At 71.6% G+C, this 19,997-nt stretch carries 21 protein-coding genes and 1 tRNA gene; 8 read left to right on the top strand and 14 right to left on the bottom strand.

Annotation, left to right across the window (positions count from 1 at the left end; all coding sequences use genetic code 11):
• The first annotated feature begins 16 nt into the window (after positions 1-16).
• Together aztD and CLV30_RS23045 are read left to right on the top strand one after the other, a co-directional pair.
• Entirely contained in the window at positions 17-1,264 is a 1,248-nt protein-coding gene (gene aztD / locus CLV30_RS23050) for a zinc metallochaperone AztD (RefSeq protein ID WP_106539595.1), read from the top strand.
• A gap of 95 nt (positions 1,265-1,359) precedes the next feature.
• Positions 1,360-2,256 (top strand): phosphatidylinositol-specific phospholipase C/glycerophosphodiester phosphodiesterase family protein, encoded by an 897-nt coding sequence (locus CLV30_RS23045; RefSeq protein WP_106539594.1) that lies wholly within the window; start codon positions 1,360-1,362, stop codon positions 2,254-2,256.
• 30 nt (positions 2,257-2,286) lie between these two features.
• On the opposite strand, the gene CLV30_RS23040 is transcribed toward CLV30_RS23045, so the two are convergent.
• On the bottom strand, positions 2,287-2,667 hold the full coding sequence (locus tag CLV30_RS23040; protein WP_106539593.1) for a hypothetical protein: 381 nt from the start codon (positions 2,665-2,667) through the stop codon (positions 2,287-2,289).
• 20 nt (positions 2,668-2,687) lie between these two features.
• Positions 2,688-3,284, bottom strand: coding sequence for a DinB family protein (locus CLV30_RS23035; RefSeq protein ID WP_106539637.1), 597 nt, complete (start codon positions 3,282-3,284; stop codon positions 2,688-2,690).
• A 267-nt stretch (positions 3,285-3,551) separates the two neighbouring features.
• Between CLV30_RS23035 and CLV30_RS26700 the strand changes: the two genes are divergently transcribed.
• Entirely contained in the window at positions 3,552-3,689 is a 138-nt protein-coding gene (locus CLV30_RS26700; protein ID WP_165358727.1) for a hypothetical protein, read from the top strand.
• 158 nt (positions 3,690-3,847) lie between these two features.
• Entirely contained in the window at positions 3,848-4,438 is a 591-nt protein-coding gene (locus CLV30_RS23030) for an Rv1352/Rv1906c domain-containing protein (RefSeq protein WP_129711100.1), read from the top strand.
• Positions 4,439-4,547: 109 nt separating this feature from the next.
• Here the strand turns inward: CLV30_RS23030 and CLV30_RS23025 are convergent, their stop codons facing one another.
• The 12 genes from CLV30_RS23025 to CLV30_RS22970 all read right to left on the bottom strand — a co-directional run bounded on the left by CLV30_RS23025 (position 4,548) and on the right by CLV30_RS22970 (position 13,915).
• The gene (locus tag CLV30_RS23025; RefSeq protein ID WP_106539591.1) at positions 4,548-5,171 is read right to left on the bottom strand and encodes a histidine phosphatase family protein; all 624 of its coding nucleotides are present in this window, start codon (positions 5,169-5,171) and stop codon (positions 4,548-4,550) included.
• Positions 5,172-5,316: 145 nt separating this feature from the next.
• The gene (locus CLV30_RS23020; RefSeq protein WP_106539590.1) at positions 5,317-5,517 is read right to left on the bottom strand and encodes a hypothetical protein; all 201 of its coding nucleotides are present in this window, start codon (positions 5,515-5,517) and stop codon (positions 5,317-5,319) included.
• A gap of 352 nt (positions 5,518-5,869) precedes the next feature.
• Positions 5,870-5,943 (bottom strand) — tRNA-Arg (locus tag CLV30_RS23015).
• A gap of 32 nt (positions 5,944-5,975) precedes the next feature.
• On the bottom strand, positions 5,976-6,518 hold the full coding sequence (locus tag CLV30_RS23010) for a YbaK/EbsC family protein (RefSeq protein ID WP_106539636.1): 543 nt from the start codon (positions 6,516-6,518) through the stop codon (positions 5,976-5,978).
• Positions 6,519-6,690: 172 nt separating this feature from the next.
• A complete protein-coding gene (locus CLV30_RS23005) occupies positions 6,691-7,236 on the bottom strand; it encodes a YbhB/YbcL family Raf kinase inhibitor-like protein (protein WP_106539589.1) in 546 nt (181 codons plus the stop codon).
• Positions 7,237-7,317: 81 nt separating this feature from the next.
• Entirely contained in the window at positions 7,318-7,992 is a 675-nt protein-coding gene (locus tag CLV30_RS23000; RefSeq protein WP_106539588.1) for a GntR family transcriptional regulator, read from the bottom strand.
• Entirely contained in the window at positions 7,989-8,924 is a 936-nt protein-coding gene (locus tag CLV30_RS22995; protein ID WP_106539587.1) for an ornithine cyclodeaminase family protein, read from the bottom strand. Before CLV30_RS22995 ends, CLV30_RS23000 begins: the two co-directional genes overlap by 4 nt.
• A complete protein-coding gene (locus CLV30_RS22990; RefSeq protein ID WP_106539586.1) occupies positions 8,921-9,922 on the bottom strand; it encodes a proline racemase family protein in 1,002 nt (333 codons plus the stop codon). The genes CLV30_RS22995 and CLV30_RS22990 overlap by 4 nt, the downstream gene beginning before the upstream one ends.
• Positions 9,923-9,935: 13 nt before the next feature.
• Positions 9,936-10,841: a dihydrodipicolinate synthase family protein gene (locus CLV30_RS22985; protein WP_106539585.1), complete on the bottom strand. Its 906-nt coding sequence runs from the start codon at positions 10,839-10,841 to the stop codon at positions 9,936-9,938.
• Positions 10,842-11,083: 242 nt separating this feature from the next.
• Complete coding sequence (locus tag CLV30_RS22980; RefSeq protein ID WP_106539584.1) at positions 11,084-12,508, bottom strand: FAD/NAD(P)-dependent oxidoreductase; 1,425 nt, start codon at positions 12,506-12,508, stop codon at positions 11,084-11,086.
• A complete protein-coding gene (locus tag CLV30_RS22975; protein WP_106539583.1) occupies positions 12,489-12,761 on the bottom strand; it encodes a (2Fe-2S)-binding protein in 273 nt (90 codons plus the stop codon). The genes CLV30_RS22980 and CLV30_RS22975 overlap by 20 nt, the downstream gene beginning before the upstream one ends.
• Positions 12,758-13,915, bottom strand: a complete 1,158-nt coding sequence (locus CLV30_RS22970; protein ID WP_106539582.1) for an NAD(P)/FAD-dependent oxidoreductase — start codon at positions 13,913-13,915, stop codon at positions 12,758-12,760. Before CLV30_RS22970 ends, CLV30_RS22975 begins: the two co-directional genes overlap by 4 nt.
• 102 nt (positions 13,916-14,017) lie before the next feature.
• Here CLV30_RS22970 and CLV30_RS22965 point away from each other — a divergent pair, with 102 nt between their 5' ends.
• The 4 genes from CLV30_RS22965 (at position 14,018) to ettA (ending at position 19,985) form a co-directional block, all read left to right on the top strand.
• Positions 14,018-15,664, top strand: a complete 1,647-nt coding sequence (locus CLV30_RS22965; RefSeq protein ID WP_205741065.1) for a dynamin family protein — start codon at positions 14,018-14,020, stop codon at positions 15,662-15,664.
• Positions 15,661-17,274 (top strand): GTPase, encoded by a 1,614-nt coding sequence (locus CLV30_RS22960; protein WP_106539580.1) that lies wholly within the window; start codon positions 15,661-15,663, stop codon positions 17,272-17,274. The genes CLV30_RS22965 and CLV30_RS22960 overlap by 4 nt, the downstream gene beginning before the upstream one ends.
• 262 nt (positions 17,275-17,536) lie before the next feature.
• On the top strand, positions 17,537-18,190 hold the full coding sequence (locus CLV30_RS22955) for a single-stranded DNA-binding protein (RefSeq protein WP_165358726.1): 654 nt from the start codon (positions 17,537-17,539) through the stop codon (positions 18,188-18,190).
• 118 nt (positions 18,191-18,308) lie between these two features.
• Entirely contained in the window at positions 18,309-19,985 is a 1,677-nt protein-coding gene (gene ettA, locus CLV30_RS22950) for an energy-dependent translational throttle protein EttA (protein ID WP_106539578.1), read from the top strand.
• Positions 19,986-19,997: the final 12 nt, after the last annotated feature.

Raw genomic sequence — 19,997 nt, 5'->3', positions numbered from 1 at the left:
CATTTATGTTCATCCCATGACCTTCCGCACCATGCCGACGCGGCGCGTACTCGCCGCGCCACTGACGATCGCCGCCCTGACGCTCACCGCCTGCGGCACCGACGACGACGCCGGAACGCCGTCCGCCGGTTCGACCGGGGCCCCGACCGAACAACCACGCGAGACCGACGACGCCACCCCTCGCCTGGTGGCCACGTACGACGGCGGCGCGCTCGTGCTCGACGGCGAGACACTCGATGTGCTCGAGACGTTCGACGCCGAGGGATTCACTCGCGTCAACCCGGCCGGCGACGGACGCCACGTGCTGTGGTCGGTCGGCGACGCGTTCCGCGTCATCGACACCGGCGTGTGGAGCGGTGAGCACGGTGACCACGAACACCACTACGTCCAGGACCCGGCGCTGACCGACATCGAGTTCGAGGCCGACCATCCTGGGCACGTCGTCCACCACGCCGGCCTGACGGCCCTGTTCAGCGACGGGTCCGGGAAGATCGAGATCTTCGACCCGAACGCACTCGCCGAAGGGCGGCCGGAGACCGAGACCCACACCACCGCGGAAGCACACCACGGCGTCGCCGTGCAGCTCGAGAACGGTGAGCTGGTGACGACCCTCGGCGACGAGGACAGCCGCAGCGGCATCGTCGTGCACAACGCCGACGGGCAGGAGGTCACCCGCAACGAGCAGTGCGCGGGCGTGCACGGCGAGGCCCCGGCAGCCGACGGCGCCCTACTGTTCGGGTGCGAGAACGGCGTGCTGATCTACCGCGACGGCCGCATCACCAAGGTCGACAGCCCGGATCCGTACGGCCGCATCGGCAACCAGGCCGGCTCGCACGCGTCGCCCGTGGTGCTCGGCGACTACAAGGTGGACCCCGACGCCGAGCTCGAGCGTCCGGAGCGGGTCTCGCTGATCGACACCCGCTCCGGCACGTTGCGACTCGTCGACCTGGGCACGAGCTACTCGTTCCGGTCCCTCGGACGTGGGCCGCACGGCGCCGCGCTGGTCCTCGGCACCGACGGCGCCATCCACGTCATCGACCCGGCGACCGCGGAGGTCACCACGTCGATCCCGGTCGTCGATCCGTGGACCGAACCGATGCGGTGGCAGCAGCCCCGGCCGACACTCACCGTCGTCGGCCACACCGCGTACGTCACCGAGCCGGCCGCCGACGAGATCCACGCCGTGGACCTCGAGTCCCGCACGGTCACGAGCACCACCGGCCTGCCCGCGACACCGAACGAACTGACCGGCGTCAGCGGCTGACCCCGTGGCGGCGTCGGTGACCGTTCCACGGCTCGCCGTCGCCTGGTCGACACCACGTCATCGACTCGTTGTCACGGCGGCTGAACGTCGGGGGCATGAGAAACCACCCCCGCATCCACCGCCCTGCCCGCCTCACTCGGACCGCCCGGGTCCTGGCGGCCGTTCCCCTCGTGAGCGCGGCCGCCCTCGCGGTAGCCACCGTGGGGGCGGCCGCCACGTCGTCGGTCGAACCGCTCGACCAGGCCCACGCCCACAACGACTACGAGCACGAGCGGCCGCTGCTCGACGCGCTCGATCACGGCTTCACCAGCGTCGAGGCCGACGTCTGGCTGGTCGACGGGGAACTGCTCGTCGCGCACGACGCATGGGAGGTCGACCCGGACCGCACCCTCGAATCCCTCTACCTCGACCCGCTGCGCGACATCGTCCACGACAACGGCGGCTCGGTGTACCCGGGCTGGGACGGATCGTTGCAGCTGCTCATCGACATCAAGAACACCGGAGAGGCCACCTACGCCGAGATCGACCGGACGCTGCGCCGATACCAGGACATGATGACCCGGTACGTCGGCGGGCGGGTGCAGGAGAAGGCGGTCACCGCGGTGATCAGCGGGGACCGCCCGCGCGCGACCATGCGCGAGCAGCGGCTGCGCTTCGCCGGCTACGACGGGCGTCTCGCCGACCTCGGTAGTGGCCTGCCGGCCGGCTTCATGCCGCTGGTCAGCGACAACTGGAACAACCACTTCACCTGGCAGGGCGTCGGGCCGATGCCGGCCGCCGAACGCGAGAAGCTGCGCCGGATCGTCTCCCGCGCACACGACGCCGGGTACCGGGTGCGGTTCTGGGCGACGCCCGACCGGCCGACGCCGGCCCGGGAGGCGCTGTGGTCGGAGCTGGTGGCGGCCGGCGTCGACCACCTGAACACCGACGACCTGGCGGGCCTGGCCGAGTTCCTGGGTGCACGCGTGGCCGGGTCGGCGACGGCGAGTTGAGGCCGTGCGCGCGGCCGGGGAGCGGCACGGTCACGGTTCGTCGGTGTCGTGCTGCTCCTCGGCCGCGTCGCGGCTTCTCAGGACGTTGCGGATGCGGACGGCGACCGCCGCGCAGACGACCGAAGAGGCGAGTGCGCCCACGAAGATCCGGTTCGACAGTGCCGGGGCGACGTCGCGGGTGGTGCCGTCCTCCAGAACGCACGTCTTCTGCGGCGGTACGACCGTCCAGTGCACATCCGCGATTCGGGGCGAGTCGCCGGCGAGTCCCGGCGCGCAGGCGTCACCGTATTCGCTGGCGGCGAGAGCCAGCAGCCCGTACCCGTAGGTGACGATGACGGCCCAGATCAGGACCGCCAGCAGCACCCACAACGTGTCCACGGCATTCTGCAGCCGGTCGCTCGTGATCGCCAACGTGTCGGCGCCGGGCGGCGCTACTGGCCGATCCGGCCGTCGATGCGTTCGCGGAGAAGGTCGGCGTGCCCGTTGTGCCGCGCGTACTCCTCGATCATGTGCACCAGGACCTCGCGCAGAACGTGGCCCTCCGGACCGACGAAGCCGAGGTCCGGCGCATCGTCCACGAACCGCTCGGCGAAGGCCACCTCGACGCGCCACGTCCGCCACGCCTCCTCGACCACGCCGGGGTCGGCGACCGCGTCGTCGAAGTCGCCGTCCGGATCGTCGTCGTCGCGGAAGTGCTTGGAGATGCCCTGCCCGGCGAGACGGTTACGGAACCAGTGCAGTTCGACGTCGGCCATGTGCCGGACGAGCCCGAGCAGCGACATCGTCGACGGTGGCACCGAACGCCGGGCCAGCGCCTCGGCGTCGAGATCCGCGCACTTCATCTCCAGGGTCAGTCGCTGGTCCCGGAGGTAGCCGACGAGGGTGGCGCGTTCACCGTCGAGCCTGCCGTCGGAGCGCGGGTCGTCATCGGGGTGGGCGAACAGGTCCTGCCATCCGAACGACCGGACGGGGTCTGCGTCGTCGGACCGGCTGTCGTCGTGGGCGGAGGTGGTTTCGGCGGGTGGCATGTGCACACCCTAGTGAGGCAGACGGTCGGGGCAGAACGGTCATTCCCGAGCATCGGGGGCGCCGGCCCGGGCTCAGCGGGCCGTCGCGTTCGATGATCTCGAGGCAGCGCAGATCGCTGCGGTTGATCCCGTAGTTGTCGGCGACCGTGTCGAACATCGCCTCGGTGGCGCTGTGCAGTTCACGGACGGCACGGAGCGCAGCCGTCACGATGCAACCGCGTCAACAGCCGACTCGGGTACTGGCTCAACCGCGTCGTGCTCGGTGTCGTGGACGTGACGTTCGTGCCGGTGCTGGTCGTTCCCGGCCACGTCGATCCGGTCGGCGGCCTGTCCGGCCCGCTCGTGTGGCTGCTCGCGGCGGCATGCGCGACCGTCGCGCTCCGCAGGGAACCCGTGACCACCTGAGATCGCGCACGCCGACGGCCCCACGTGCGTCGGCCGTTGTGTCCCGGGTTGGTGCGACCGTCCTGGCGAAGCCCGGCACCGAGCCGGGCCGACATCAGTCACGTACCGCCTGCGACGTCGCGGACGTCACGCGGGCGACCGACTTGGGGGGCGACAACATGAGCGACGAGCAGAGCACCAGCGCGCCGCCAACACCGAGGAAGCCGAGGCGCTGGGTCTGGCCACTGGCAGCGTTCCTGCTGTTCTTCGTCGGCGTGGGCATCGGCACGTCCGGTGACACGGGCGGCACGGGTGATGCCGCGGCGGTCGACGACCTTCGCGGGCAGCTCGAAGAGGTGACCAGCGAGCGCGATTCGCTGGCCGAATCCGCCGACGCCGGAGAGTCCGACCTCGCGGAACGCGAGGCCGCTCTGGAAACCAGGGCAGGGGAGCTGGACGAGCGAGAGGCCGCACTGGACGAGCGTGCCGGGCAACTCGACCAGCGGGAGACCGCCATCACCGAATCCGAGGAAGCCGTAGCCGCCAACACCGTCTCCGACGGCTACTGGATCGTCGGAACCGACATGGAACCCGGCACGTACCGAGCCGTCGGCGTCTCGTCCGACTGCTACTGGGGCATCTACACGTCCGGAACCAACGGCTCCGACATCCTCGGCAACGGCCTTCCGGGCGGCGGCAACCCGCAGGTGACGGTGGAGGAGGGGCAGGACTTCGAGAGTCAGCGCTGCGGCGAGTGGACCAAGCAATAACTCCCGACGCGAGTGGCGGTGGCTACCCGATGGTCGAGCTGGTTTCGACTCGTGTCGTATACCGCGACTGCGAATCCCGGAGCGCTGAGTCGTGAGCGTCGGGGAATGGTCAACGGAGATGGCCGGTCTCGTTCAGCTGGACGATCTGGTGGCTGTGAAACACATCCTCCTTGCGCAACAGGCTGATTCCTCCAGAGGTGAATCGGAAGTGGACCCGGTCGGCCGCGTCGATGGGCATACCGATCCATGCCGCGAGGAGATAGGTCGCCGTTCCTCCGTGAGTGACCACCACTTGGCTCTCGACTGCCATTTCCTGGATGCGTTCCATTGCTGCGTATGCCCGCACAGCGAGGTCCATCCGGGACTCAGCACCTTCGACGCCTTCGTCGTGGCGCATCCGCTCGCCAACCTCGGGTGGCGGGATGAACCGTTCATTCAGCCATGCCTGGGGCCGTCCGCCCGCCGCTCCATAGGACTTTTCCCGCAGGTCGGTGTCGATCGTCATGTTGGCATCGAGACGCTTGGCGATAACGTCTGCGGTCCGCCGAGCGCGGAGGAGGTCGGAAGAATGGACCTCGACAGTGGCGTTACCCAACCGTTCCGCGAGACTGTCCGCCATCGCCTGGGCATGCGCAGCTCCGCGATCCGTCAGATTTGAGTCGAACCAGCCACCGACGAGGCCGTCGACGTGGTGCGTGGCCTCTGGGTGCGTAACGACATAGACGTTCTTCATTCGGGGTCCTCAGGTTTGGTAGTCCCCTGCCCGTCCGGGAGCACGCGACGGCGACCCACACCGTAGTGCTCGGCGTCATGGACGGCGCGCGACGACCCCGTCACCTTGCGGTGGCGGGGTCGGTCGTTCCCGGCGGGTCGTCGGTCTACCTGAAGAGCTCGACGACCTGGTGCAGGGACCAGAGTCCGGTGAGGACGGCTCCGAGGGCGATGGTCAGGATCTTGGCCGCATTGCGGGTGATCCGGACCGCGATCTCGGTCCACCTCTCGACACGCAACATCGTCACCTCGAACTCGTCGGGGCGCAGGTCGTTGGTTGCGTGCCGCCGACCGTCGTGACAGGTCATTCGGGGAGATCCTCCGATTGCTCAGGGTTCCCGAGTGCCGCTGGTGACGGTCATCCGGGAACCAAACGTGCTGGTTGACCCGGATGGGCTCCAGTTATTGAGTTAGACCTTCAGCGTGACGTGGCCGTGACATGTCGTCAACCCGCCGTCTAGGCTGGTGGGTGCCGGTGGAGGTGCTGGTGACACCGACGATCCCGGTGACGCCCCGGCGCGGCTCGTGACAGGTCCGCGTCGGGGCGTTCTGCCGATGTGAACGCGACGGACCCTCGCCGGCCTTTGGCGAGTGCGGCATTGATGGCATCCCGACCTTACAAGCCAGGACGACCGGTCGTCGCGCGTTTCTGCTGGTGAGTGCGCCTGGAGGGATTCGAACCCCCGACCAAGAGCTTAGAAGGCTCCTGCTCTATCCGACTGAGCTACAGGCGCCGGACGCGATGCGCGACCATTGTCGTCGAACGTCAGCTGGACCGCATCGGGACGCCGAGACCGTCGACCACCTCGGCGCCGGGCCAGTCACTGAGGACCTCGCCGGGAACCGCTAGCTTCGAGTGCCGCACCCCGCTGCCGACCACGGCGAAGGGTAGCGCGGCGACGGCGGTGTCCACCAGGATCGGCCAGTCCGTGGGCAGGCCGAGCGGGGTGATCCCGCCGTACTCCATCCCGGTGGCGGCCACCGCGTCGTCCATCGGCAGGAACGACGCCTTGCGCGCGTCCAGCCGGCGCCGGACGACGTTGTTCACGTCCGCGCGCGTGGTGGCCAGCACCATGCATGCGGCGATGCGTACGTCGTCGCCGCGTTTACCGGCGACGACGACGCAGTTGGCGGAGATCTCGGGCGCGACGTCGTAGGCCGCGCAGAACTCGGCGGTGTCGGCGAGCCCGGGGTCGATCTCGGCGACGTACGCCGTGCCGTCGGGCCGGTCGTCGAGGGCGGCCCGGACGGGGGCGGCGAGCAGGTCGGGCCGGTCCAGCGCTGGCACCGTGGTCAGGGTGCCGATCATCGGATTGTCCACGAGACTCCATCCTGCCGGACCCGCTCCCGTGGCCGTCGCCGCCCCGTCGCCAGCCGCTGCCCCATCACTAGGCGTGTGCACGCGTCACGAGGCTTGCAAGGGTGGTGACGCATGGAATTCCATGCGGGACGTGATCATTCTCGGGCGGCCGCCGGGGCGGTCAGTGGGAGTAGACGGGGACGATCATGCCGCGGGCGAGGGTGTGGAAGGCGAGGTTGAACGACACGACCGCGGGCGTCGCGTCCGGTCCGACGCCCAGGTTCTCGACGTCGACGGCGTGCACGACGAAGAAGTACCGGTGCGGCACGTCGCCGGGCGGGGGAGCGGCGCCGCTGTAACCGGTGGAACCGGTGTCGTTGCGCACCGAGTACGCGGGCGCGGGCAGGCCGGAGTCGTCGGCGGCGCCGGCGCCATGCGGCAACGAGGTCGTCGTCACCGGCAGGTCGACCGCGGCCCAGTGCCAGAATCCGCTCGGCGTGGGGGCGTCCGGGTCGAAGCAGGTGACGGCGAAGCTGCGGGTGCCCTCGGGCGCGCCCGACCAGCTCAGCTGCGGCGACTGGTTGCCGCCGGTGAAGCCCCAGTCGTCGAAGACGTGCTCGGTCGCCAGCTGCTGGCCGTCGGCGACGTCGTCACTGCGCACATCGATGCCGGCGACGGCCGGGAGCATGGTGTACGGGTCGGGGGCGGTCGGTCGTTCCAGCGACATCGATCCTCCAAAACAGCGCGTGATCCTTCTCGCGGCCGACCGTAGCGGAGTGGGCGCGCGGACGTGCACGCAAGGCCCGGGTCAGCTGTCGTCGCCGGCCCACTCGTGCCGGACGTGGCCGATGTGGATGCGCACGAGCTTCTCCAGACCGTGCGCGTCGCCGTCGGCGAGCAGCTCGCACATCCGCAGGTGTTCCTCGGCCGAGTCGGCGAGGTGGCCGCGTTCGGCCAGACCGGCCAGCCCGTAGAGGCGGGTCTGGGCCCGCAGGTCCTTGACGATCTCGACCAGCCGCGGGTTGCCGCCGATGGTCAGCAGCCGGACGTGGAACTCGCGGTCGGCTTCGACGTAGGCGATCAGATCTCCAGCGGCGGCCGCGTCGACGATGGCCCGGGCCAGCGGCCGCAGCGCCGCGACGTCGTCCTCGGTGGCGACCGTGGCGGCCGCGGCGGCGGCAGGCGGCTCGAGCAGCAGCCGGATCTCGGTGATCTGGTCGAGATCGGCACCGGAGACCTCGGTGACCTGGAAGCCCTTGTTGCGCACGACATCCACCAGGCCCTGTTTGGCCAGATCGAGCATCGCTTCGCGCACCGGTGTGGCGGAGATGCCGAACCGTGCCGCCAGTGTGGGCGCCGAATACACCTGGCCCGGGACCATCTCGCCCGCGACGACCGCCGCTCGGAGGGCGTCGGCGACCTGCTCGCGCAAGCTGGTGCGCGGCGCGAACGACGGCAGGCCCAGCGGTCGCGGCTCGGTCATGGCTGATCCCCGGGGTCGTGTGCGGCGGCGGCGAGCGCGAGGTCCTCCCAGCTCATCCCGACGCTCTTGAACAGTGTGGGCCGTCCCGGTGCCACCCGCACGCGGCCGGTCACCAGCTCCGCCAGTGTCGCGTCCACCACGTCGGCGTCGTCGGCGGGGTCCTGTTCCGTGGCCGCCATGATGACGTCACCGGCCTCTCGTGCGGCGCTGGCGCGTGACTCGACCACGACGGTGCTGCGGCGTACGGTCTGCCCGCCGACCTCGCGGGCGTCGGGTTCGTGTGAGCCGACGGCGACGACGCAGGCGTGTGCGGCGAGCTGGTGGTCGTCGAACAGGGGAGTGCGCGCCGTCGTGCAGCACGCCACCAGGTCGGCCCCGGCGACGTCGGCCGGCTCGCCCGCCCGTGCGGTCAGGCCCGCGTCGCGGCAGCGCCGGACGAACTCGTCGGTGGGCTCGGTGCGGCGGCCGACCACCGTCACCGACGAGACCGGACGGACGGCACGCAACGCCTCCACGTGTCCCCACGCCTGCGGGCCGGTGCCGAACACCAGCAGCCGTGTCGCGTCGGGCGGGCTGAGGTGACGCACCGCGGCCGCGGAGACGGCGGGGGTGCGCAAGGACGTCAGCGCCGTGCCGTCGAGCAGCGCCACCGGAGTCAGCGTCGTCCCGTCCATCAGGACGTAGACGGCCTGCACCCGCGGTAGCCCTCGGCTCGGATTGCCCGGGGCAACCGTGGCGAGCTTGACACCGGCCCACGGTCCCGTCGCGGACGGCATTAGCAGGAACTGTCCGGACGGCGCGTCGGTGATGCCGCGAGGCGGGTCGGCCTCGGGATCGAACCCGCCGCGCAGCACGTCCTCGATCGCCTGGGCAGCGTCCACGGCCGGCAGCCGCGCGGCGAGCGTCGTCGCGTCCAGGTACGGCAGGTTCACAGCACGAATCCCTCCGGGAACGGGTCGGTGGGGTCGAGCATGTACTGCGCGGTGCCGGTGATCCACGCCCGGCCGGTCACGGTGGGGACGACGGCGGCGCGGTCGCCGACCGTCGTCGCCTCGACCAGCCGGCCGACGAACCGGGTGCCGATGAACGACTCGTTCACGAAGTCGGTGTCCAGGTCCAGCTCACCACGCGCGTGCAGCTGGGCCATCCGCGCCGACGTGCCGGTGCCGCACGGCGAGCGGTCGAACCAGCCCGGATGGATCGCCATCGCGTGCCGCGACCGTTTCGCGTCCGACCCGGGTGCGACGAACTGGACGTGGTGGCAGACGTCGATGGCGGGGTTCTCGGGGTGCACCGGCGCGTTCTGCTCGTTGATCGCGTCCATCAGCGCCAGCCCGGCGTCGAGGATGCGCTGCTTCTGCGACAGGTCGAAATCGATGCCGAGCTGGTCGAGGTCGAGGATGGCGTAGAAGTTGCCGCCGTAGGCGAGGTCGTAGGTGACGTCGCCGTAGCCGGGCACGTGCACCGTCGCGTCCAGCTGGTGGCTGTACGAGGCGACGTTGCGGATGGTCACCGACGTGGCGGCCCCGTCCTGCACCGACACCTCGGCCATGACCAGCCCGGCCGGTGTGTCGAGGCGGACCGTCGTGACGGGCTCGACGACGTCGACCATCCCGGTCTCGACCAGGACGGTCGCGACCCCGATGGTGCCGTGCCCGCACATCGGCAGGCAGCCGGACACCTCGATGTAGAGCACGCCCCAGTCGGCGTCGTCCCGGGTGGGCGGCTGCAGGATCGCCCCGCTCATGGCGGCGTGACCTCGAGGCTCGTTCATGAGCAGCCGGCGCAGCCCGTCGCGGTCGCGGACGAAGCGCTGGCGCCGTTCGAACATCGTGTCGCCGGGCAGGACGCCGACGCCGCCGGTGATCACCCGCGTCGGCATCCCCTCGGTGTGCGAGTCGACGGCGTGGAAGACGCGGCTGGAGCGCATCGGCGCGATCCCCTCAGGTCAGGCCCGCGGCCAGCGCGGCCTCGGTGCGTTCCCGGACGTCGCGCTCGGCGTTCGGCAGCAGAGGCTGGCGGGGCGGGCGGCACGGTCCGCCGTAGCGTCCGGCGACGTCCATCGACAGTTTGATCGCCTGCACGAACTCGGTGTCGACGTCCCAGCGCAGCAGTCCGTGCAGCTGCCGGTAGAGGGGCAGTGCGGTGTCGAGGTCGTGGGCGAGTACCGCGCGGTACAGCCGGACGCACGAACGCGGCAGCGCGTTCGGATAGCCCGCTACCCATCCCTTGGCGCCGGCGAGGCCCACCTCGAGCACGGAGTCGTCGGTGCCGATGAGCACGTCGAGCCCCGGAGCCGTCTCGGCCAGGCGGTAGGCCCGCCGCGGGTCCCCGGTGAACTCCTTGACGCCGACCACGAGGCCCTCGGCGTGCAACGTCGCCAGCAGGTCCGGCCGGAGGTCGATCTTGGTGTCGATCGGGTTGTTGTACGCCGAGACCGGCAACCCGGCCTTGGCGATCTCGCGGTAGTGCTCGACGACGGCGCGGTCGTCACCGCGGTAGGCGTTCGGCGGCAGCGCCATCAGCACCTGTGCGCCGGCTTCGGCGGCCTGTTCGGCCCAGGCCCGGGCTTCGCGCGCACCGTAGGCACCGACCCCGGGCATCACGGTGAACCCGGCAGGCGCCGCCTCGACGGCCGTGCGGACGACGGCGGCGCGCTCGTCCGGCGTGAGCACCTGGTACTCGCCCAGGGAGCCGTTCGGGCAGACGCCGTCGCAGCCGTTGTCGGCCAGCCACCGCACGTGCTCGGCGTAGCGGTCGAGGTCGACCGAGGCGTCGTCACGGAACGGCAGCGCCGTGGCGACCAACACGCCGTGCCAGGGTTTCGCGCGTACGTCGGCAGCTGTCATTCGGACCCTCCCGCCAGCATCAGTGCAATGTAATATTGCACACTCTGCGGATGGTCCTCAACCAGGCCTCCGACACCTGATCATCTCGGTGAAGATGATCAGGTGTTCAGGTGCGCAAAGGACGCCGGCTCAGCACTCGAGTGGCGTCATCTGATCATGTCCACGCGCTGGACGCGGAACGATCAGGTGACAGAGCACCGCTGAATCAGTCGCTCACGTCACCTGATCCACGTTGGAGTTGATCAGGTGACGTCGACGTCGCGGGGCGAGGCGTCGGCCGGATCGGCGGCGAGGGTGCCCAACGGGACGGGAACCGCGACGGGACGCTCGAGGTGCCCCCGCGGGTCGACGTCGACACCGGCGGCAGCGGCAGTCAGGCCCGCGGTCGCGTCGCCGCAGATGCGTCCCTGGCACCAGCCCATGCCGGCACGGGTGAGCAGCTTGACGGACCGGACGTCGGTGCCGCCGAGCTCCGACGCGGCCCGCGTGACGGCGCCGGCGGTCACCTCCTCGCACCGGCAGACCACGGTGTCGTCGGACAGCCGGTCGCGCCAGCCGTCCCGGACCGGGTGCGCGGCGTGCATCGCGGTGGCGAAGGCGCGCAGGTGCCGGCGGCGACGCATCGCACTCGCCGGGAACGACGAGGGAAACCCCAGCCGCACCGCGGCGGCCCGCCCGGCGATCTCACCGGTCACCGCGGCCCACTGTGCGCCGCCGACACCGGTGGCCTCACCGGCGACGTAGACGTCCGGTACGGAGCTGCGCTGCAACCCGTCGACGTCGACGACGGCGGAACCGTCCACGTCGACCCGCGTGCGACAGCCCAGCGCGGCGGGCAGCTCCAGGCGCGGGACGAACCCCCAGCCGACGGCGACGGCGTCGCACCGGATGCGCCGCCGGCTGCCCGCGAGCTCGTTCCAGGACCGGTCCAGGCGCGCGACGGTGACCGCGGTGACCTCGTCGGTGCCGTGCGCCGCCACGACGGCGTGCCGCGGCCGGTACGGGATGCGGTGCCGGGCCAGGGCCGCCGCGTAGCCGGCACCTTCGGCCAGCTTCCGCGGCGAGCGCACGACCGGGACCGCGCCCGCTCCGCGGCGCAGCCACTCGCCGGGGCTGTTCGCCTCGAACACGCCGCTCACGTTCACGCCCCGCTCGGCCAGACCGGCGGCGACCGGCAGCAGGAACGGCCCGGTGCCGCCGACGACGACCCGCCGGCCGACCGTGACCTGATGTTCCTTGAGCAGCGCCTGCGCGCCGCCGGCGGTGTAGACGCCGGGCAGGTCCCAGCCGGGGAAGGGGAGCTGGCGGTCGTAGGCCCCCGGGGCCAGCACCAGCGCACGAGCCCGGAACACGACCTCCGCGCCGTCGCGCACGGTGTGCAGGCCGAAGGCGTCGTCCTCGCGCGTGACGGTCCACACCTGGTGCCCCGGCAGGTGCTCGACCGTGCCGCGCACCCGGGCGTGCAGCCGGCGGAACGTCCGAACATCGTGGTGCAGGTCGCGGACGTGATCGATGCCGCCGGGCGGGTGCCGCCAGAACTGCCCGCCCGGCCGCTCGGCCGCGTCGACGAGTGCGACCCGGCACCCCGCGTCGCCCGCGGCCGCGGCGGCGGCCATCCCCGCCGGGCCCGCGCCGACCACGGCGAGGTCATACGTCGAGGTCGTCATGGCCGGTCCCTTCCTGTGAACGCACGGGCAGATCGGTCGTCGCGGGCACCAGGCACGCCCGCCGGTTCGGTGCGCCGTCGACGGTCACGAGGCAGTCGAAGCACACGCCGATGCCGCAGAAGATGCCGCGCGGACGGGCCCGGCCGCGGGTGGTCCGCCACGACCGGACGCCGTCCGCGATCAGCGCCGCGCCGACGGTCTGGCCCGGCTCGAACGGCACCGCGCGGCCGTCGAAGTCGAAGGTGTCGCTCATCCGAAACGCTCCGGGAGAAACGGTGTGGGGTCGGTGCCGGGCGGGTGACCGGTGAGCGCCCGGGCGACGACGTGCCCGGTCGCCGCGGCCAGGCCGACGCCGGCGCCCTCGTGCCCGCAGGCGTGGTACAGCCCCGGGCAACGGGCGTCGGGGCCGATGACCGGTAGGTGGTCGGGGCAGTACGGGCGGAACCCGCGGTAGGCGCGCAGCACGTCCGCCCCGGCCAGCACGGGGAACAGCCGCACCGCGTGCGCGGCGATACGCCGCAGCGCGGGCACCGAGAGGGTGCGGTTGAAGCCGACGCGTTCGCGGCTGGAACCGAGCAGGACGGGGCCGGCGGCGGTGCTCTCGATGACCGGGGAGCTCTGCAACGACGCGTCGTCGCTGGCGACGTCCGAGACGTACTCCGCCGCGTAGACCTTGTGCCTGACGACCCCGGGCGGCAGCGGCTCGGTCACCAGGACGAACCCGCGCCGCGGCAGCACCGGGACGTCGACGCCGGCCAGTGCCGCGATCTCGCCGCCCCATGTGCCCGCAGCGTTGACCACAGCCCCCGCCGGCACGTCACCCGCGGACGTGCGCACACCAGCGAGCCCGTCCCGGCTGCGCAGCACGCCGGTGACCTCGACGTTCGGCCGCACGGCCGCGCCGTGGGCCCGGGCGTCGCGCAGCAGCCTCGCGGCGGCCGCGGCCGGCTGCACCTGGGCGTCCTCGGGGTAGTACATGCCGCCGGCGAGATCGTCGGCGAGGTGCGGCTCGTGCTCGTGCAGCTCGTCCGGCCGGACCTCGGTCGCCGTGACACCGCGTTCGCGCTGTCCGCTCGCGGTGGCCCGCAGCCCGTCCAGCGCCGCGGCGGAGCCGGCGACGACGAGCCCGCCCTTCGGGTCGTACTCGAAGCCCTCGACCGCGTCGGCGAGGTCGCGCCAGCACCGGACCGACAGCCGGGCGAGCTCGAGTTCGGGGCCGGCCGGCTTGTCGGAGACGAGGATGTTCCCCTCACCCGCTCCCGTCGTTCCGCCGGCGACCGGCCCGCGGTCGACGACGGTGACGCGCAGCCCGGCACGCGCCGCGTACCAGGCGCACGCGGCACCGACGACACCGGCGCCGATCACCACGACCTCGGGGAGACGGTCCACGGTCATGAGCCGTACCATGTCACATGGCAGTGCCCTCCGCGATGGCCGAAGATGACCGATTGGCATCAAAGCGGCCACGAGACTTGGCCGCGACCGCCGTCAGCGGGCAAGATCTGCGGGGTGGAAACCGCTGAGCTGAGCATTCACGATGCTCTCGCCGCTCTGCGCGGACGTCTCGCGAGTACGCGGTTCCCGCTGGAGTCCGGTGACGTCGCGGACGCCCGGCGGGCCCGCGGCCAGGCGCTCGCCCAGCTCGACGACTACATCCTGCCCAGGCTCGACCGCCAGGACGCGCCGCTGCTGGCGGTGGTTGGCGGCTCTACGGGCGCGGGGAAGTCGACACTGGTCAACACGTTGGTGGGCCGTCCGGTGACGGAGACCGGGGTGCGGCGCCCCACCACCCGTTCGCCGGTGCTGATCCACCACCCCGACGACGCCGAGTGGTTCGACGAGCAGCACGTGCTGTCGGACCTGCCCCGGGTCGAGATCCACGACCGGGCGGGCGGCGCGTTGCGCGTCGTCGCCGACGACGGCGTGCCCGCCGGTGTCGCATTGCTGGACGCGCCGGACATCGACTCGGTCGTGGCCGAGAACCGCGCCCTGGCCACGCAGCTGGTGGAGGCCGCCGACCTGTGGATGTTCGTCACCACCGCGGCGCGGTACTCCGACGCCGTGCCGTGGGACCTGCTGGCAGCGGCCGCCGCCCGGCACGCCGCGGTCGCGGTCGTCCTGGACCGGGTGGCGCCCGAGGCGGTCAGCGAAGTGCGTGGCCACCTCGCGAGCATGCTCACCCGGCACGGCCTCGGGGACGCGCCGTTGCTGGTGGTCGAGGAGGGGACGCCGGACGGGAAGGGCCTGCTGCCCGCCCCGGCGGCGGCGACGGTGCGTGGCTGGCTGCACGATCTGGCCGCCGACGACACCGCGCGGACCGAGATCGTGCTGCGCACACTGGGCGGCGCCGTCGGCGAGGTGCTACGGCGGGTGGGCGAGCTGGCCGACGCCTCGGACCGGCAACGCGAGGTGCGTGCGGCGCTCGAGTCCGACGTCGCCCGTGCCTACGGCTCCGCGCGGACCCGCGTCGACGACGCGGCGAGCGACGGCAGCCTGGTCCGCGGCGAGGCGCTGGCCAGGTGGCGCGAGTACGTCGGCACCGTCGCACGCGCCGGCAGGGGCGAAGGGCTCCGCGGCCGGGCGGTGTCGTTCCTGCGCGGGCGCCCGCAGCCGGCGCTCGACGTCGGTGAGGCGCTGGAGCACGCGCTCGCCGCGCTCGTCGTCGACGAGGCCGAGCAGGCTGCCACGCAGGCCGACCACCGGTGGCGCGAGAACCCGGCCGGTGCGGCCCTGCTGGGCGACGACGACCTGTCGCGGGTGGGCCGCGGATTCTCCGACCGGGCAGCCGAGGCGGTGCGGGCGTGGCGCAGGGCGGTGCTCGAGCTGGTCCGCTCCGCCGGCGTCCACGACGTGCAGGCGCGTCCGCACGGTGTGGAGGGTGTCGCCCTGGCGCTGACGATCGCCGCCGTGTCGCCGGACTCGGCGGACGGTGCCGCGGCCGTGGCACGGCGCATACTGTCGTCTGTCGTCGACGACGAGACGCTCCGGCGGCTGGCCGCTCAGGCGCGCTCCGACCTGTCCACGCGCGTGGAGGCCGTGCTGGTGGCCGATTCGGCCCGGTTCACCGACCGGCTGGCGGACCTGCCGATCGAGGCCGGGGACGGGCTGCGTAGCGTCGTGACCACGGTCGAACTGGCTCAGGAAGGTGGCAGATGACGCCATGGCCGCAGCGTGAACGGGTGAGTCTTCCGCAGCGGCTGCGCGCGCTCGAGGAGGTGCTCTCGACCGCGGCCGGGCGGGTGCCGGCCGAGCTCACCGAGCCGGTGCAGGCGGCGCTCGACGACGCCGGCGCGCGTCGCGAGGTGTCGGTCGAGCACACCGTGGTCGCCCTCGCGGGCGCCACCGGCAGCGGGAAGTCGTCGCTGTTCAACGCGGTCGCCGGTATGGACCTCTCGCGCGTCGGCGTGCGCCGGCCGACGACGTCGGAGCCGATGGCGTGCGTGTGGGGGACGCAGGGCGTGGTGCCGCTGCTGGAATGGCTGGGCGTGCCGCAGCAGCGGCAGCTGTCGCGCGAGAGCGTGCTCGACTCCGGCGAGGCCGACGACCTGGACGGGCTGGTCCTGCTCGACCTGCCCGACCACGACTCCACCCACGAGGAGCACCGCGAGTCCGTCGACCGGCTGGTCGAGCAGGTCGACCTGTTCGTCTGGGTGCTCGACCCGCAGAAGTACGCCGACGCCGCGGTGCACGAGCGCTACCTGCGCCCGTTGTCCTCGCACCAGGCGGTGACGGTCGTGGTGCTCAACCAGACCGACCGGCTCGGTCACGACGACGTCGCCGAGTGCGTCACCGACCTGCGTGCGCTTCTCGACGAGGACGGGCTGCCCGACGTGCCGATCGTGCCGTTGTCGGCGGCGACCGGACACGGTCTCGAGGCGCTCGTCGACGTGGTCCGCACCGCGGTGACCAAGCGCCGTGCGGTCGAGGAGCGGGCCGAGGCGGACGCGCGGGCCATCGCGGAGCAGTTCGCGGTGGCGGTCGGGGTCGACGGGCAGCCGCCGGACGACGCACGGGAGGACTCGCGCGGAAGCACGACCTCCGGGGCCGACCGGGAGCGCCTGGTCGACTCGCTGTTCGAGGCCTCCGGCGCCGACGTCGTCGCCGGGGCGGCGGGGCGCTCCTTTCTGCTCCGTGCCCGTGCGAGCACCGGCTGGCTGCCCACGCGGTGGATCTCGCGGCTGCGCCGGAAGGCGAAACGCGCCGGCCTGCCGGAACCGACCTCGGTGCAGCGTGCCCGGGCGGCGACGGCGGTGCGCGAGTTCGGTGACGCCGCCGCGTCCGAGACGCCGGCGCCGTGGCGCGACAGCGTGCGCGCCGTCGCGGCGACGTCGGCCGAGCGGTTCCCGGATGCATTGGACGCTGCCGTGGCCGCCGCCGATCTGGGGATCGGAACCCGGCCCGGGTGGTGGCGCACGCTGAACCTCGTGCAGTGGACGGCGCTGCTGACGGTGCTGGCCGGCGCCGGATGGCAGTTGACCACCGCGGGCCCGGAGGCGTTGCGCCTGGACCTGCCGGCTGTCGACGTCGCGGGGGTGGCGCTGCCGTGGCTGGTCATCGGCGCAGGTGTCCTCGTCGGCTGGGTCGTCGGGGTCTGCGGCCTCGTGGCGGCGCGGCGAGGCGCCGACCGGCAGGCCGCGGCCGTGCGGGAGACGCTGCACGAGGTGGTCGAGCGCACCGCCGGCGAGGTCGTCGTCGAGCCCGTCGACACCGAGGTCTCCCGGTTCCGCCAGTTCCACCGTGCACTCGCCCGCGCCCGCTCCGCCTGACCGCTTCGGGAATGATCACGTCCCGCATGGAATTCCCTGCGTCACCACCCTTGCAGGCCTCGTGACGCGTGCACTCGCCTGGTGATGGCCACCGTCGAACCGTGCCGGGGCGCCGTCCATCCGCGCCGGACTCCGGTTTCCACAGGCCCCTGCGCAGCGCCGAGTTGTCCACATTTCCGTGATCGTGCCTTCCGGTGAGGGCCACACAGCGCGAGTCTCGTCCCGTCCGAGCAAACACGGCATGAGCACTCAGGAGGCCCTCATGAGCGACGCAACCGTCACCGTCACCGGCAACGTCGCGAGCGACGTGCAGACGGTCCCGGTCCGGAAGGAAGAAGTCGCGAGTTTCCGGTTGGCGAGCCAACGCCGGTACCTGAACCGCCGGACGGGGCGCTGGGTGGACGACGAGCCGTCGTTCTACCGCATCGTCTGCTGGCGGCCGGCGCTGGCCGAGAACGTCGCGAAATCGGTGAAGAAGGGCGAGCCGGTGGTGGTCCAGGGGCGCCTGAAGCTCAAGGACTGGACGGATGCGAACGGCAACCAGCGCACCGACGCCGAGATCGACGCCTGGTCGGTCGCCTACGACCTGGTGCGTGGCACGGCCGAGTTCACCCGCACGCGCCGGCAGCTGCTGAACCGGACCGACGACGGCGACCCGCTCGACGCGCTGCGCTCCGAGCAACGCGCCCGTGCCGAGGACGAGGTCATCGAGGACCCGGCGACCGGCGAGATGTTCCACGTGTCGGAACTGCAGCGGGAACGTTCGATCCCCGGCGGTGCCGACGGCTCCGCACAGCAGACGACGGCCGACGCCGACGCCGACGGCGACGACGACGGCGACGGCGACACCGGCACGGTTCCGGCGACGGCCGACGGTGCCGACACGGAGGTCGCCCGCACCGGACATGCGGCGTGAATTTGCCGTATCCGAGCGGGTGAGCGCGGTGGCGCAGGGCAGCGACGCGGTCTCTGCGCCACCGCCGGGTGGTATCGGTCGTCGCTCACCCCCTGGAGGCCTTAAGCTTGGGAGCGTTATGGCGGAATTCATTTACTCCATGCGCAAGGCGCGCAAGGCCCACGGCGACAAGGTCATCCTCGACGACGTCACGTTGTACTTCCTCCCCGGAGCGAAGATCGGCGTCGTCGGGCCCAACGGTGCCGGTAAGTCGAGCATTCTCAAGATCATGGCGGGCGAGGATCAGCCGTCGAACGGCGAGGCGCAGCTGGCGCCCGGGGCCACGGTCGGCTATCTCGCGCAGGAACCGCCGCTGAACGAGGACAAGACGGTCCTCGGCAACGTCCAGGAGGGCGTTGCCGAGACCATGACGATGCTCGCCCGGTTCAACGAGATCGCCGAGAAGATGGCGGTGGACTACTCCGACGAGCTGCTCGAAGAGATGGGCAAGCTGCAGGAGAAGCTCGACCACCGCAACGCGTGGGAGCTGGACTCCCAGCTCGACCAGGCGATGGACGCGCTGCGGTGCCCGCCACCGGACGCGGACGTGACGACCCTCTCCGGTGGCGAGCGCCGGCGGGTGGCGCTGTGCAAGCTGCTGCTCGAGCAGCCGGATCTGCTGTTGCTGGACGAGCCCACCAACCACCTGGACGCCGAGAGCGTGCTGTGGCTCGAGCAGCACCTCGAGCGTTACCCGGGCGCGGTCATCGCCGTCACCCACGACCGGTACTTCCTCGACCACGTCGCACAGTGGATCGCCGAGGTCGACCGTGGCCGGGTGCACGGCTACGAGGGCAACTACTCGACGTACCTCGAGACCAAGCAGACGCGTCTCAAGGTCGAGGGGCAGAAGGACATCAAGCGCCAGCGGCGCCTCAAGGAAGAACTCGAGTGGGTGCGGTCCAACGCAAAGGGGCGCCAGACCAAACAGCGTGCTCGTCTCGACCGGTACGAGGAGATGGCCACCGAGGCGGAGAAGACGCGCAAGCTCGACTTCGAGGAGATCCAGATTCCGCCGGGCCCCCGGCTGGGGAACCTGGTGGTCGACGCACAGGGCGTCACCAAGGGCTTCGACGACCGCACGCTGATGCGCGACCTGTCGTTCACGTTGCCGAAGAACGGCATCGTCGGCGTCATCGGTCCGAACGGCGTCGGTAAGACGACGCTGTTCCGCATGATCGTGGGCGCGGACAGCCCGGACGAGGGAAACCTGCGCATCGGCGACACGGTCCGGCTGTCGTACGTCGACCAGACCCGGGCCGGGATCGACCCGGACAAGAACGTCTGGCAGGTCGTCTCCGAAGAGCTCGACCACATCAAGGTCGGCCAGGTCGAGATGCCCAGCCGGGCCTACGTCGCGGCGTTCGGGTTCAAGGGACCGGACCAGCAGAAGCCGGCCGGCGTGCTGTCCGGCGGCGAGCGCAACCGGCTCAACCTCGCGCTGACGCTCAAGCAGGGCGGCAACCTGATCCTGCTGGACGAGCCGACCAACGACCTCGACGTCGACACGCTGCAGTCGCTCGAGAACGCCCTGCTCGAGTTCCCCGGCTGTGCGGTCATCACCTCGCACGACCGGTGGTTCCTCGACCGCGTCGCCACGCACATCCTGGCGTGGGAAGGCGACGACGAGGACCCGGCCAAGTGGTTCTGGTTCGAGGGGAACTTCGAGGCCTACGAGAAGAACAAGGTGGAGCGGCTCGGTGTCGAGGCGGCTCGCCCGCACCGCGTGACCTACCGCAAGCTCAGCCGCGACTGACGCGACGGTGCG

This window comes from Haloactinopolyspora alba (assembly GCF_003014555.1).
In the GTDB taxonomy this organism is placed as follows: domain Bacteria; phylum Actinomycetota; class Actinomycetes; order Jiangellales; family Jiangellaceae; genus Haloactinopolyspora; species Haloactinopolyspora alba.
Note: the sequence above shows the minus strand (reverse complement) of the source record. Positions and strands in the feature narration are given on the sequence as shown.

Coding starts and splice junctions, on each gene's coding strand:
- aztD (WP_106539595.1), top strand. CDS start 17: ATGACCTTCCGCACCATGCCGACGCGGCGCGTACTCGCCGCGCCACTG.
- CLV30_RS23030 (WP_129711100.1), top strand. CDS start 3,848: ATGAGCGACGAGCAGAGCACCAGCGCGCCGCCAACACCGAGGAAGCCG.
- CLV30_RS23045 (WP_106539594.1), top strand. CDS start 1,360: ATGAGAAACCACCCCCGCATCCACCGCCCTGCCCGCCTCACTCGGACC.
- CLV30_RS23020 (WP_106539590.1), bottom strand. CDS start 5,517: ATGACCTGTCACGACGGTCGGCGGCACGCAACCAACGACCTGCGCCCC.
- ettA (WP_106539578.1), top strand. CDS start 18,309: ATGGCGGAATTCATTTACTCCATGCGCAAGGCGCGCAAGGCCCACGGC.
- CLV30_RS22990 (WP_106539586.1), bottom strand. CDS start 9,922: ATGCGCTCCAGCCGCGTCTTCCACGCCGTCGACTCGCACACCGAGGGG.
- CLV30_RS22975 (WP_106539583.1), bottom strand. CDS start 12,761: ATGAGCGACACCTTCGACTTCGACGGCCGCGCGGTGCCGTTCGAGCCG.
- CLV30_RS22955 (WP_165358726.1), top strand. CDS start 17,537: ATGAGCGACGCAACCGTCACCGTCACCGGCAACGTCGCGAGCGACGTG.
- CLV30_RS22980 (WP_106539584.1), bottom strand. CDS start 12,508: ATGACGACCTCGACGTATGACCTCGCCGTGGTCGGCGCGGGCCCGGCG.
- CLV30_RS22985 (WP_106539585.1), bottom strand. CDS start 10,841: ATGACAGCTGCCGACGTACGCGCGAAACCCTGGCACGGCGTGTTGGTC.
- CLV30_RS22970 (WP_106539582.1), bottom strand. CDS start 13,915: ATGGTACGGCTCATGACCGTGGACCGTCTCCCCGAGGTCGTGGTGATC.
- CLV30_RS23025 (WP_106539591.1), bottom strand. CDS start 5,171: ATGAAGAACGTCTATGTCGTTACGCACCCAGAGGCCACGCACCACGTC.
- CLV30_RS23005 (WP_106539589.1), bottom strand. CDS start 7,236: ATGTCGCTGGAACGACCGACCGCCCCCGACCCGTACACCATGCTCCCG.
- CLV30_RS23000 (WP_106539588.1), bottom strand. CDS start 7,992: ATGACCGAGCCGCGACCGCTGGGCCTGCCGTCGTTCGCGCCGCGCACC.
- CLV30_RS23035 (WP_106539637.1), bottom strand. CDS start 3,284: ATGCCACCCGCCGAAACCACCTCCGCCCACGACGACAGCCGGTCCGAC.
- CLV30_RS23010 (WP_106539636.1), bottom strand. CDS start 6,518: ATGATCGGCACCCTGACCACGGTGCCAGCGCTGGACCGGCCCGACCTG.
- CLV30_RS22960 (WP_106539580.1), top strand. CDS start 15,661: ATGACGCCATGGCCGCAGCGTGAACGGGTGAGTCTTCCGCAGCGGCTG.